This is a genomic window from Streptomyces sp. NPDC037273 (assembly GCF_055603625.1).
Genome location: NZ_JBVJVO010000002.1, coordinates 648,767 through 661,166 on the forward strand (window position 1 = coordinate 648,767; position 12,400 = coordinate 661,166).

The 12,400-nt window shown below is 74.0% G+C and carries 13 protein-coding genes; 5 read left to right on the top strand and 8 right to left on the bottom strand.

Annotated features, from left to right (window positions below):
* Positions 1–33: 33 nt before the first annotated feature.
* The 3 genes from ACZ7G1_RS08180 to ACZ7G1_RS08190 form a co-directional block, all read right to left on the bottom strand.
* Positions 34–756 (bottom strand): class F sortase, encoded by a 723-nt coding sequence (locus ACZ7G1_RS08180; RefSeq protein ID WP_470873592.1) that lies wholly within the window; start codon positions 754–756, stop codon positions 34–36.
* Positions 757–860: 104 nt separating this feature from the next.
* A complete protein-coding gene (locus ACZ7G1_RS08185; protein ID WP_470873590.1) occupies positions 861–1,391 on the bottom strand; it encodes a hypothetical protein in 531 nt (176 codons plus the stop codon).
* Positions 1,392–1,579: 188 nt separating this feature from the next.
* Positions 1,580–2,536 carry a beta-ketoacyl-ACP synthase III gene (locus ACZ7G1_RS08190; RefSeq protein WP_470873589.1) on the bottom strand — a complete coding sequence of 319 codons (957 nt, stop codon included), beginning with the start codon at positions 2,534–2,536 and terminating at the stop codon, positions 1,580–1,582.
* 247 nt (positions 2,537–2,783) lie between these two features.
* On the opposite strand from ACZ7G1_RS08190, the gene fdhD reads away from it, so the two are divergent.
* Positions 2,784–3,611, top strand: a complete 828-nt coding sequence (fdhD, locus tag ACZ7G1_RS08195) for a formate dehydrogenase accessory sulfurtransferase FdhD (RefSeq protein WP_470873588.1) — start codon at positions 2,784–2,786, stop codon at positions 3,609–3,611.
* A gap of 68 nt (positions 3,612–3,679) precedes the next feature.
* Here fdhD and ACZ7G1_RS08200 read toward each other — a convergent pair whose 3' ends face one another.
* The 3 genes from ACZ7G1_RS08200 to ACZ7G1_RS08210 all read right to left on the bottom strand — a co-directional run bounded on the left by ACZ7G1_RS08200 (position 3,680) and on the right by ACZ7G1_RS08210 (position 5,718).
* Positions 3,680–4,063, bottom strand: a complete 384-nt coding sequence (locus tag ACZ7G1_RS08200; protein WP_470873587.1) for a (2Fe-2S) ferredoxin domain-containing protein — start codon at positions 4,061–4,063, stop codon at positions 3,680–3,682.
* The gene (locus tag ACZ7G1_RS08205; RefSeq protein ID WP_470873585.1) at positions 4,060–4,581 is read right to left on the bottom strand and encodes an isochorismatase family protein; all 522 of its coding nucleotides are present in this window, start codon (positions 4,579–4,581) and stop codon (positions 4,060–4,062) included. The genes ACZ7G1_RS08200 and ACZ7G1_RS08205 overlap by 4 nt, the downstream gene beginning before the upstream one ends.
* Before the next feature lie 66 nt (positions 4,582–4,647).
* Complete coding sequence (locus ACZ7G1_RS08210) at positions 4,648–5,718, bottom strand: bile acid:sodium symporter family protein (RefSeq protein ID WP_470873584.1); 1,071 nt, start codon at positions 5,716–5,718, stop codon at positions 4,648–4,650.
* A 130-nt stretch (positions 5,719–5,848) separates the two neighbouring features.
* Between ACZ7G1_RS08210 and ACZ7G1_RS08215 the strand changes: the two genes are divergently transcribed.
* From ACZ7G1_RS08215 to ACZ7G1_RS08230, 4 genes are all read left to right on the top strand, one after another.
* Positions 5,849–6,715, top strand: coding sequence for a LysR substrate-binding domain-containing protein (locus ACZ7G1_RS08215; protein ID WP_470873583.1), 867 nt, complete (start codon positions 5,849–5,851; stop codon positions 6,713–6,715).
* A gap of 285 nt (positions 6,716–7,000) precedes the next feature.
* A complete protein-coding gene (locus ACZ7G1_RS08220; RefSeq protein WP_470873581.1) occupies positions 7,001–8,824 on the top strand; it encodes an AMP-dependent synthetase/ligase in 1,824 nt (607 codons plus the stop codon).
* Positions 8,825–8,975: 151 nt separating this feature from the next.
* The gene (locus tag ACZ7G1_RS08225; RefSeq protein WP_470873910.1) at positions 8,976–9,770 is read left to right on the top strand and encodes an aldo/keto reductase; all 795 of its coding nucleotides are present in this window, start codon (positions 8,976–8,978) and stop codon (positions 9,768–9,770) included.
* A 14-nt stretch (positions 9,771–9,784) separates the two neighbouring features.
* Positions 9,785–10,249: an RICIN domain-containing protein gene (locus tag ACZ7G1_RS08230; RefSeq protein WP_470873579.1), complete on the top strand. Its 465-nt coding sequence runs from the start codon at positions 9,785–9,787 to the stop codon at positions 10,247–10,249.
* 15 nt (positions 10,250–10,264) lie between these two features.
* Here ACZ7G1_RS08230 and ACZ7G1_RS08235 read toward each other — a convergent pair whose 3' ends face one another.
* Positions 10,265–11,227, bottom strand: a complete 963-nt coding sequence (locus ACZ7G1_RS08235) for a class I SAM-dependent methyltransferase (RefSeq protein WP_470873577.1) — start codon at positions 11,225–11,227, stop codon at positions 10,265–10,267.
* 151 nt (positions 11,228–11,378) lie between these two features.
* Positions 11,379–12,314, bottom strand: coding sequence for an AraC family transcriptional regulator (locus ACZ7G1_RS08240; protein ID WP_470873576.1), 936 nt, complete (start codon positions 12,312–12,314; stop codon positions 11,379–11,381).
* Positions 12,315–12,400 lie beyond the last annotated feature (86 nt).

Below are 12,400 nucleotides of genomic sequence, written 5' to 3' on the forward strand. Positions count from 1 at the left end.
ATGAGGGGGCGGGAGTCCGTCAGGTCCGGGAGGTCAGCGGACTTCGACGAGGCGGGCCGAGACGACCACGTTGCCTTCGTAGCCCCGCTCCTCGGAGAAGGTGCCGCCGCAGGTGATCAGCCGGAGCTCGGGGCGGCCCGCGTCGCCGTAGACGCGTTCGGCGGGGAAGGCGTCCTTGGGGACGACCTCTACCCCGTAGACGGCGAAGACGGCGGTCCGGCCGTCGCGCCGGGCGATCTCGACGCGCTGTCCCTTGGCGACGGCCCCGAGGTCGTAGAAGACGGCACGGCCGTTCGGGGTGTCCACATGGCCGACGACGACGGCGGTGCCCCGCTCGCCGGGGGTGACCGCGCCCGTGAACCAGCCCGCGAGCCGGTCGTCCTCGGGCGGCGGGGCCTCGATCCAGCCGTCGGCGTCGAGCCCGACGTCCGTGACGGGGGCGTCGACGCGGACGGCGGGGATACGGACCCGGACCGGGGTGGACGGCGGCAGCGGGTCCGGTACGGAGACGGGGGCGGCGAGCGCGACACCGGCGCGGGCTCCGTCGGGGGCGGCGACCGCGTGCGGCTGCGGCGGTCCTTGGGCGTCCAGCGCGCCCGTACCGCCGCGCACCAGGTGCACGCCGACGAGCAGGACGACGGCGACGACACCCCAGGCACCGCGCCGCCCGTGCCGGTCCGGCGCCGGGGCGTCCGCCGGCCGGGCCTCGACGGGCGGGCGCCCGTGCGCCGCTCCCCTCCCGTGCGACCGCCCCACGTCCGCCCTCCTCGGCAGTGTCTCCACCGTTTGGCGCCCCTCCGTCCCGGACCTCGTCACACCGGGTCGGAGGGGCCGTTCTCAGGCCCCCCTGGCGCCGGGCGTCAGGCGCGGCCGCCGGCGTCGCGGCGGCGGGTCAGGACGACGGCGGCGCCGAGCGCGCCGACGATGAGCAGGACGCCGGTGACCACCTCGGTGGTGCCGAGGGCGTCCGGGTCGGCGGCGGAGGCGGCGGTGCCGAAGCCGGCCTTCACGCCTTTGTGGGCGGGGGGCAGGCCGTTCTCGTGGCCGCCCTGCGCGATGGTGAGGGTGGTGGTGCCGCGCTCGCCCTTGCAGTCGAAGGTGATCTCGTACTGGGCGCCGGCCTTGGCGTCGAAGTCCACGGTCGCGCTGCCCGAGCGGCCCTCGGTGAGGGTCACGGTGTCGAACACGCCGGAGGTGACGGTCACGGACGGCACTTCGCAGCCGTCGGTGGTGAGGGTGACCGTGCCGCCGGGGGCGACCGTCGCCGGGGTGACGGAGAAGCCGAAGGACGTGATGTTCCGGTTGCCCTCGTCGGCCGGGGCGGCCGTCGCGGTCGCCACCACGGCGACGGCGGCGAGCAGGGCGGCGGAAGCGGCACGTATCGCGCGCATGGGCGGTCCTCCGGTTCACGCGAGGGCTCGGCCACGGAGCGATTCCGTGCCCGAGGGGAAACGACCCTCACCGCGATCGAAGCTAGGTCCGCCCCCGGCGCGCCGCCACCGGGCTCCGCCGAACGGGGCACGGTGGGCGGAAGGGGCGCCGGGGCGCGGGGGGAAGCCCCGGGGCGTGCCGCGCCGGGTCAGGGGACGCGGATGACCTGACCGGCGTACGAGAGGTTGCCGCCGAAGCCGAAGAGGAGGACGGGGGCGCCGGAGGGGAGTTCGCCGCGCTCGACCAGCTTGGCGAGGGCGAGCGGGATGGAGGCGGCCGAGGTGTTGCCGGAGTCGACGACGTCACGGGCGACGATCGCGTTGACGGCGCCGATCTTCGCGGCGAGCGGTTCGATGATCCGCAGGTTGGCCTGGTGGAGGACGACGCCGGCGAGGTCCTCGGGGGCGATGCCGGATCGCTCGCAGGCCTTGCGGGCGAGCGCGGGGAGCTGCTGGGTGGCCCAGCGGTAGACGGACTGGCCCTCCTGGGCGAAGACCGGCGGGGTGCCCTCGATCCGGACGGCGTTGCCCATCTCGGGGACCGAGCCCCAGAGGACGGGGCCGATGCCGGGCTCGGCGTCCTCGTCGTCGTCGACGGCCTCGACGATCGCGGCGCCCGCGCCGTCGCCGACGAGGACGCAGGTGGTGCGGTCCGTCCAGTCGCAGACGTCGGTCATCTTGTCGGCGCCGATGACCAGGACGCGGCGGGCGCCGCCGGCCCGTACCGCATGGTCGGCGGTGGCCAGGGCGTGCGTGAAGCCGGCGCAGACCACGTTGAGGTCCATCGTGGCGGGCGAGGACGTCATGCCGAGGCGGGCGGCGACGCGGGCGGCCGTGTTGGGCGAGCGGTCGATCGCGGTGGAGGTGGCGACGAGGACGAGGTCGATGTCGTCCGGGCTGAGTCCGGCCGTGGCCAGGGCCTTGCCGGCGGCGTGCGCGGCGAGCTCGTCGACCGGCTCGTCGGGCCCCGCGACGTGCCGGGTGCGGATGCCGACGCGGCTCGTGATCCACGCGTCGTCGGTGTCGACGAGCGCGGCGAGGTCGTCGTTGGTCAGCACCTTCGCGGGCTGGTAGTGCCCGAGCGCGGCGATGCGAGTGCCCGTCATACCCGGGACCCCCTAGGTGGTTCGTTCGTCCGGCAGGATCCCCCAGTCTTGCCAGCGACTGATGGGTAACAGGTGACGTAAACCACCAAGATTCACCCGTACCGCTTGGCCGACCGTGACAAGGGCCCTGCTGGGGCCGGGCTCCCGGGCCGCCGGTGGCCCGGATGTCGTGCCGGTGGCGGTGGAGGAGAATGGCCCGGCCGGGGCCTCCCGGCCTTCCCCGCGCAGAGAAACGAGAACGGTCACGATGGGTCGGGTCACCGAGCGACGGCGCGTGCTGCGGATCCGGGGCGGTGCGGTCAACGCGCGGCCCGACACCCTGGTGGCCGAGGAGCCGCTGGAGATCCGGCTGAACGGGCGTCCGATCGCGATCACCATGCGCACCCCGGGTGACGACTTCGCGCTCGCGGCCGGCTTCCTGGTGAGCGAGGGGGTCCTGGCGGCCGCCGCGGACGTGCGGAACATCGTGTACTGCGCGGGTGCCACCGAGGACGGCCGCAACACGTACAACGTGGTGGACGTCCAGCTGGCGCCCGGTGTCGCCGTCCCGGACATCAGTCTGGAGCGGAACGTCTACACCACCTCGTCCTGCGGCCTGTGCGGGAAGGCCAGCCTGGACGCCGTCCGCACCACGGCCCGCTTCCCGATCGCCGACACTCCCCCGGTACGGCTCACGCCCGCGCTGCTGTCCGGGCTTCCGGACCGGCTGCGGGCGGCCCAGCGGGTCTTCGAGAGCACCGGCGGGCTGCACGCGGCGGCCCTGTTCTCGGAGGACGGCGAGCTGCTCGACGTGCGGGAGGACGTGGGCCGGCACAACGCCGTGGACAAGCTCGTCGGGCGGGCCCTGCGGGAGGGGCTGCTGCCGCTGGAGCGGGCGGTGCTGCTCGTGTCGGGGCGGGCCTCGTTCGAGCTGGCGCAGAAGGCCGTGATGGCGGGCATCCCGGTGCTCGCGGCCGTGTCCGCGCCCTCCTCGCTCGCCGTGGACCTGGCCGCCGAGACCGGCCTGACACTGGTGGGCTTCCTGCGCGGGCCTGACATGAACGTGTACGCGGGCGAGCACCGGATCGCCGTCTGACCCGTCCGGACGGGGACGCCGCCCGCGTCCGGCGCATCCGGGCGGGTGGGGGCGCCGCCCCGCCGGGCTCAGTTCTTCGGCGGGTCGATCATCTGGAGGGCGAGGGTCGCCGGGGGCGGGGCGATGCCCGGGCCGCCGTCGGCCGTCCAGGCCAGGATGTCGTGGAGGCAGTCGTCGTCCAGGGTGAAGCCGATCCAGGCGGCCCGGCCGCCGCGCCGCCGGCCCTCGGTGGAGGGCTGGACGACGACGATGTTGGCCTGGGCGCAGGGGCCGAGGCAGTCGCTGGTGCGGACGGCGAGCCGGCCGCCGGAGGCCGCGGCGGCCTCGCGGAGCCGGGCCAGCTGTCCTTCGTGGTCGGTGCCGGGGTTCTTGCGGCCGTCGCCGCAGCAGCAGCCGCGGCAGACGACGAGCGAGCAGGGGCGGGCCCCGTAACGTATCGGCAGCGGACTCATCGCGGTCCGTCCAGCGTGATCGCGGCGGCGGGCGCGACGGTGCCGAGGCGGGGGAAGTCGAGGTCGACGGAGGCGCGGTGCTCGTCGGCGGTGAGGGCCGCCATGGCGTCCTCCGCGAAGACCAGGTCGTAGCCGAGGTCGGCGGCGGCGCGGGCCGTCGACTCGACGCCGAGGTTGGTGGCGATGCCGCCGAGGACCAGGGTGGTGGCGCCGAAGCCGGCGAGCAGCTCGTGGAGTCCGGTGTCCTGGAAGCCGCCGATGGTCCGCTTCACGACGACGGGCTCGCCGTCCCTGACCAGGTCGGGGACGAGCTCGCTGCCGGGCGGCTGGTTCTCGACGTTCGGCCGCTCGACGCGGATGTGGACGACGGGCGCGCCGGCGTCCCGGAAGGTGTCGGCGAGGCGGGCGGACGCGGCGAGGACGTCGGTGCCGGGGCGGGGGGCGAGGGGCAGCGCGACGATGCGTTCCATCAGGTCGACGAGGACGAGCGCGGTGCGGCCGGGATCGAGTGCGGGCATGGGAGCACCGTAGCGGCCCGGATGATCATCCCGGGGCGGCCGGGGGCGCGATCAAGCCGCCTGGGGTCACGACCCGGCCGGTACGGGCCGCGGTTCGGTGGTGCCGGGCACGGGGGCTTCCGCCTCGCCCGGCGCCGCCTCCGGGTCGCGCGAGCGGCGCTTGGCGATGACCGCGCAGACCATCAGCTGCATCTGGTGGAAGAGCATCAGCGGGAGCACGGCGAGGGCGGCCTGCGGGCCGAAGAGGACGCTGGCCATGGGCAGTCCGGCGGCCAGGCTCTTCTTCGAGCCGGCGAACTGGATGGCGATCCGGTCGGCCCGGTCGAAGCCGAGGCGGCCGGCTCCGTACCAGGTCAGGGCCAGCATCACGGCGAGCAGGACGGCTTCGGCGGCGAGCAGCAGGGCGAGCCGGGCGGGGGTGACGAGGTGCCAGACGCCGGCGACCATGCCCTGGCTGAAAGCGGTGTAGACGACGAGGAGGATGGAGCCCCGGTCGACGTATCCGAGGACCTTCTTGTGGCGGACCAGGAACCCTCCGACCCAGCGGCGCAGGAACTGCCCGGCGAGGAACGGCACGAGCAGCTGGAACACGATCTTCAGGAGGCCGTCGGCGGAGAGGCCGCCCGTGCTGCCGCCGAGGAGCAGTGCCGCGAGGAGCGGGGTGAGGACGATGCCGGCGAGGGAGGAGAACGAGCCCGCGCAGATCGCTGCGGGCACGTTGCCCCGGGCGATCGAGGTGAAGGCGATCGAGGACTGGACGGTGGACGGCACCAGGCAGAGGAAGAGGAGCCCGGCGTAGAGCTGGGGGGTGAGGACGGCGGGCACCAGGCCGCGCGCGGCGAGCCCGAGCAGCGGGAAGAGCACGAAGGTGCAGCCGAGGACGGTGAGGTGGAGCCGCCAGTGCCGGAGGCCGTCGAGGGCCTCGCGGGTGGAGAGGCGGGCGCCGTAGAGGAAGAAGAGGAGGGCCACCGCCCCGGTCGACGCGCCTTCGGCGACGTCCGCGGCCGTCCCTGACGCGGGCAGCAGCGCGGCGAGGCCGACCGTGCCGAGCAGCGCCAGGACGTACGCGTCGACGGGCAGCCGCGACGGGAGGCGGAGGGCTCGGCGGGGGGCCGGGCGTGGGGTGTGGCGGGTCATGGGCTCCACTGCTCTACGGAGGGGTCGCGCGGGTCCATCCTGCTCCACGGCCCGGTGATCGGGAATCCCGTACAGCGCTCTGACTGTCATCGTGATGCGTGATGACCGGGCGCCGCGATAACGTCGTCGCGTGTACGAGCCCACCCAGCTGCGCACCTTCCTCGCCGTGGCCCAGACGCTGAGCTTCACGCGGGCGGCCGACCGGCTCGGGCTGCGGCAGTCGACGGTCAGCCAGCACGTGCGGCGCCTTGAGGAGGCGACGGGCAGGCCGCTGTTCACCCGGGACACGCACCGGGTGGAGCTGACGGAGGACGGCGAGGCGATGCTCGGGTTCGCCCGGACGATCCTCCAGGCGAACGAGCGGGCGGCGGCGTTCTTCGGCGGGACCCGGCTGCGGGGGCGGCTGCGGTTCGGCGCCTCGGAGGACTTCGTGTCGACCCGGCTGCCGGAGATCCTGGAGTCGTTCCGGCGCGAGCATCCGGAGGTCGACCTGGAGCTGACGGTCGAGCTTTCGGGGACGCTCCAGGCCCGGCTCGCGGCCGGCCGGCTCGATCTGATCCTCGCCAAGCGGCGCGGGGCGGAGAGCGGGGGCCGGCTGGTCTGGGAGGACTCGCTGATCTGGATCGGGGCGCCGGGCCTCCGGCTCGACCCGGAGCGGCCGGTGCCGCTCATCCTGTACCCGCCGCCGGGCATCACCCGGGCACGGGCGCTCGAAGCCCTGGAGGCGCAGGGCCGGGCGTGGCGGATCGCGTGTACGAGTTCCAGCCTCAGCGCGAACGTCGCGGCGGCCCGTGCCGGGCTCGGGGTGATGGCGCACACCCGGGGCCTGGTGCCGCCGGGTCTCGTCCCCGTACCGCCCCGCGCCGGGCTCCCGGAGCTCGGCGAGGTCGGCTTCGTGCTGCGCTCGGGCCGCAGGGGCGGGGCGGTGCAGGAGGCGGCGGACGCGCTGGCCGAGGCGATTCTCGCGGGTGGCGACCGGCTGCACCGGCATCGCTGAGGCGGCCCGGGAGAGGCCGTCCGGCGACGCCCCGGGGCTCGGAGCGTGAGCGGCCGGTACAGATTCCGTGGAGATTCGCGCCCCACGGGCGTACCGTCCGGTCGGTAACAGCCCCGAAGCGGCGGCGACTTGGCCGTCCCACCGGCCCTGACCTGTGCGAACGCGCAAGGTCCCGGCTTGGTGAAGGCCCTCCCGCCGGGCAGGCCGGTGGGGTACCGTCACCGCGCGCCGTACGGAGTGCGACAAGAGGCCTTTCCAGCCATCGAGCCGTCGAGGAGCAGGTCAGTGCGCGAGTTCACCGTGCCGCCCGTCGAGGCGGCGCCTCAGGTCGGCGGTCTGGCGGACGCCGTGTTCGACCGTGCCGCCGCGGAGCCCGCGCGGATCGTGCTCGGCCGCAAGGACGCGGCCGGGGAATGGCGTGACGTGACCGCCTCGGCGTTCCGCGACGAGGTCCTCGGCCTCGCGAAGGGGCTGATCGCGGAGGGCGTGCGGTTCGGCGACCGGGTCGCGATCATGGCCCGCACCCGGTACGAGTGGACGCTGTTCGACTTCGCGCTGTGGGCGGTGGGCGCGCAGCCCGTCCCGGTCTATCCGACCTCCTCCGCCGAGCAGGTCTTCTGGATGCTGTACGACTCCGAGGTCACGGCGTGCGTGGTGGAGCACGAGGACCACGCGATGACGATCGGTTCGGTGATCGACCGGCTGCCCAGGCTCCAGCGGCTGTGGCAGCTGGACGCGGGTGCGGTCGCGGAGCTGACGGCGGCGGGCACGGACATCGACGAGGAGGTCGTGCACCGGCACCGGCGCGCGGTGACCCCCGAGACGGTGGCGACGGTCATCTACACCTCGGGGACGACCGGCCGCCCGAAGGGCTGCGTGATCACCCACGCGAACCTCATGTTCGAGACGGACATGCTGCTCGGCCGCTGGGAGCCGGTGTTCCGGTCCCGGCCCGGTGACCAGGCGTCGACGCTGCTGTTCCTGCCGCTCGCGCACGTCTTCGGGCGGATGGTGGAGGTCGCGGCGATCCGTGGCGGGGTGAAGCTGGGGCACCAGCCGGTGATGGCGGCCGCCGAGCTGCTGCCGGACCTGGCGGCGTTCCGGCCGAGCTTCGTGCTCGCCGTGCCGTACGTCTTCGAGAAGGTCTTCCACGCGGCCCGCCGCAAGGCGGAGGGCGAGGGCAAGGCCGGTCCCTTCGACAAGGCCGTGGAGGTGGCGGTCGGGTACGCGGAGGCGCTTGAGCACAAGGCCTTCGGTACCGGTCCGGGGCCCTCGGCCGCGCTGCGGGTCCAGCACCAGTTCTTCGAGAAGACCGTGTACGGCAAGGTCCGCGCCGCCCTGGGCGGCCGGGTCAGGTACGCGATGTCCGGCGGTTCGGCGATGGACCGCAGGCAGGGCCTGTTCTTCGCGGGCGCCGGCATCACCGTCTTCGAGGGGTACGGGCTGACCGAGTCCTCGGCGGCGGCCACCGCGAACCCGCCCGAGCGCACCAAGTACGGCACGGTCGGACAGCCGGTCCCCGGCACCACCGTGCACATCGCGGAGGACGGCGAGGTGTGGCTGCACGGCGGCCAGGTCTTCTCCGGCTACCTCAACGCCCCCGAGGCGACCGCCGCCGTCCTCAACGACGGCTGGCTGGCCACCGGGGACCTCGGCTCCCTCGACGACGACGGCTATCTGACGATCACCGGGCGGAAGAAGGAGATCCTGGTGACCTCCGGCGGCAAGAGCGTCGCGCCGGCGGGTCTCGAGGAGCGGGTGCGGTCGCATCCGCTGATCGCCCAGTGCATCGTCGTCGGCAACGACCGGCCGTACATCGCCGCGCTCGTCACCGTCGACCAGGAGGCGGTGGAGCACTGGCTCGCGATGCAGGGGCGGCCGCCGCTCGCACCGGCCGAGCTGGTCAGGGACCCGGCCCTGGAGACGGAGATCAGGCGGGGCGTGGTGGCCGCGAACACGCTCGTCTCGCAGGCCGAGTCGATCCGCACCTTCCGCATCCTCGCCCACCCCTTCAGCGAGGAGCACGGACTGCTCACCCCGTCCCTGAAGCTGAAGCGCAAGGCGATCGAGCGGGCGTACGCGGCCGAGGTCGACGCGCTGTACGGATAGCGGGTGTCCCGTGCGGCGGGGCGGAATGCGGAGCCGCCCGTGATCGTTGACGCTGGGAGCATCTCCGTACGACCAGTGACGACGTAAGGATCCCTCCCACGTGAGCACGGACAGCAACGTTCCCTCGGTGACCCTCAACAACGGTGTCCCGATGCCGCAGCTCGGCTTCGGCGTCTGGCAGGTGCCGGACGACGAGGCGGCGACGGCGGTGGCGACGGCCCTGGAGGCCGGCTACCGCTCGATCGACACCGCCGCGATCTACCAGAACGAGAAGGGCACCGGCCAGGCCGTCACCGGATCCGGGATCGCCCGCGAGGAACTGTTCGTCACCACCAAGCTGTGGAACAGCGAGCAGGGCTACGACTCGACGCTGAAGGCCTTCGACGACTCGCTCGACAAGCTGGGCCTCGACTACGTCGACCTCTACCTGATCCACTGGCCGGTGCCGGCGAAGGACGCGTACGTGGACACGTACCGCGCCTTCGAGAAGATCTACGCGGACGGCCGCGCCAAGGCCATCGGCGTCTCCAACTTCAAGCCGGAGCACCTGGAGCGGCTGATCGGCGAGACCTCGATCGTGCCCGCCGTCAACCAGATCGAGCTCCACCCGCAGCTGCCGCAGGCGGCGTCCCGCGAGGCGCACGCCCGGCTCGGCATCGCGACCGAGGCCTGGTCGCCGCTCGGCCAGGGACGCGGGCTCCTCGACGTCCCGGCGATCGTCGCCATCGCCCGGAAGCACGGGCGCACCCCGGCCCAGGTCGTCCTGCGCTGGCACCTCCAGCTGGGCAACGTGGTGATCCCGAAGTCGGTCACCCCCTCGCGCATCCGCGAGAACATCGACGTCTTCGGCTTCGAGCTGGACGCCGAGGACCTGGCCGCCATCGCCGCCCTCGACGAGAACCGCCGCCTCGGCCCGGACCCGTCGGAGTTCAACGTCGGCGCCTGAGGGGAGACCGTACGGTGAGCGGTTCCCCTGAGCCGATAGAAGAAGGCCTCTACCGGGTGCGGAACGTGGCCAGCGGGCTGCTCCTCGAGGTGTACCAGGGGTCGGGCCGCAGCGGCGCGAACGTGCAGCAGGGCACCGGGAACGGAACTCCCGGGCAGCACTGGCACATCGCGCCCGTCCCGAACGGCGGCGGGCTCTACCACCTGGTCAACGCGGCGAGCGGGAAGCGGCTCGACGTCGCGAACGCGTCCACGGAGAACGGCGCCAACATCCAGCAGTGGAAGGCGAACAACTTCGGGGCGCAGGAGTGGATCATCGAGCAGGACCTCCAGTCGCCCGGGACGGTGGCCCTGGTGAGCTTCATCAGCGGCCTGTTCCTGGAGGTCGCCGACGAGTCCGAGGAGGACGGCGGGGACGTCCGCCAGTGGGAGGACACCGACTCCCCGTTCCAGTGGTGGCGGTTGGAGCCGGTGTCCTGACCAGGTCCCGGGCCGTCAGCCCTTGCGCGCGGTGTGGACCGTGCGGGCCGTGAGGTGGAACAGGTCCGTGCGGTGGTGCAGGGACAGCTCGTCGGCCGGGTCGAGCAGCCGGTCGAGCGTCGCCTTGTCGTCGGCGTCGAGCCGGGAACCGCAGCCGTCCCGCAGCCGCGAGTAGTGGGACACGGCCAGTTCCCGCACGACCGGCGACACGGGCGCGGGGACGTCGGTGAGGAAGGTGCGGGTGCCGGACGGGGTGAGTCCGGCGCCCGCGAGCAGCGCCCGCCAGTCGTCCGGCTCGTCCTTCGCGCCCGGGAGTCCGGCGCGCATCTCGCCGAACCAGTCCGCGTTGGCCGCGTCGAGCCGGGCTTCGAGACCCGGCCGGCCGATCCCGATGTGCCAGGGCAGGTGACGGGTCGGGAGGCCGCCTTCGACGAGCACCATCAGGCCGCCGGGGTTGAGGAGTTCGCCGAACTCGGCGAGCGCGGCGCCCTGATCGCCCATGTGGTGCATGGAGTTGCCCGCCCACACGATGTCGGCGCGCCCCAGCGAGGCGATGCCCTCCGGGAGTTCGGCGTGCAGGGTGGAGACCCGGGAGCCGAGTCCGCGGGCCTCCGCGCGCGCCTGGGCCAGGGCGAGGAGCTCGGGGCTGCCGTCGACGGCGACCGCCTCGGCGACCGGGAACGCCTCGGCGAGCAGGCTCGTGACGACACCCGGACCGCTGCCCACGTCCAGGATCCGGCGGACGCCGTACACCGGGGCGAGCGTGCCCAGCCAGGCGGCGGCGTCCGTGTACGCCGGTCCCGCGATCTCGGCCTGCCGCTCCAGGAGCGGGGCCAGCTCGGACCAGTCCAGGTGGGTGTCGTCGTGGTGGTGGCCGCCGTGGCCGTGCCGGTGCGCGCCGGCGGGCTTCTCGGTGCCGTGGGGGCCGTGGCCCTCGCCGTGCGGGTGGCCGGGGTGGGATCCGTGATGCTGGCTCATGGCTCCAGGGTGCGGCGGACCGGCCCGGGGCGCGAGAAATGTTGCCGGTCCGGCAAACCGGGGCGCAGGGGTGGCCCTGGGGGCCGGGGTGGCCCTGCCCTGGGGGGCGGGGTGGCCCTGGAGGTCCGTGCCGCCACCCCGGGCCGTTCCGTCACTCCCTGGCCGTCCGGTGCTCCTGCGGGCTGATCCCCCGTACCCGCTTGAAGGCGGCGCTCAGCGCGAACGCGCCGCTGTAGCCGACCCGTCGGGCGACGGACTCCACCGTGGCGTCCGGCTCGCGGAGCAGGTCGGCGGCGAGCGCGATCCGCCAGTCGGTGAGGTACGCCATCGGGGGCTCGCCGACGAGCGCGGTGAAGCGGCGGGCGAGCGCGGCCCGCGAGACACCGGTCTTCGCGGCCAGCGAGGCGACGGTCCACGGGTGCGCGGGATCGTTCTGGAGGAGCCGGAGCGCCTGGCCGACGACGGGGTCGCCCATGGCCCGGTACCAGGCGGGCGCCTCGGCCCCGGGGCGGGCGAACCAGGCCCGGACGACGGCGATGAGCAGCAGGTCGAGGACCCGGTCGAGGACGACGGACTGGCCGGGTTCGTCCCGCGAGATCTCCTCGTCGAGGAAGGGCATGAGCGGGCAGTTCCACACCTCGGCCGGCAGGTGCATGAGACCCGGCAGGGCGTCGAGGAGCCGGCGGCCGACCTCACCGTCCATCAGATAGGTGCCGACGAGGACGGTGGTGCCGCCGTCCGGCGCGTTGCCCCAGGTGCGGACGCCGAGCCGCATCGACTGGGAGAGCGGCTCGCCGCTGAGGGTGCTGCAGGTGCCGTCGGGGCCGATCCGGGCGCTCGGCGGCGCGTCGGGGGCGTGGGCGACGGTGTACGGCTCCGGGCCGCGGGCGATGGCGATGTCGCCGGGGCGCAGCAGGACGGGTTCGCCGGCGTCGGGGACGATCCACGCCTCGCCCTCGGTGACGCACATGAGGCAGACCGGGGCCTCGTCCTCGATCCGTACGGACCAGGGCGGTTCCATGATCATGCGGAGCAGGAAGGCGCCCTTGGCGCGTGGCCCGTCGAGCAGTCCGGCGAGTGCGTCCATGGTGGGCAAGGGTAGGGCGTGCGGGCGGGTGAGACGCAGACGTAGGTGCGTGAGACGGCGGAGCATGGGCGCCGGGGGCCGTGGGC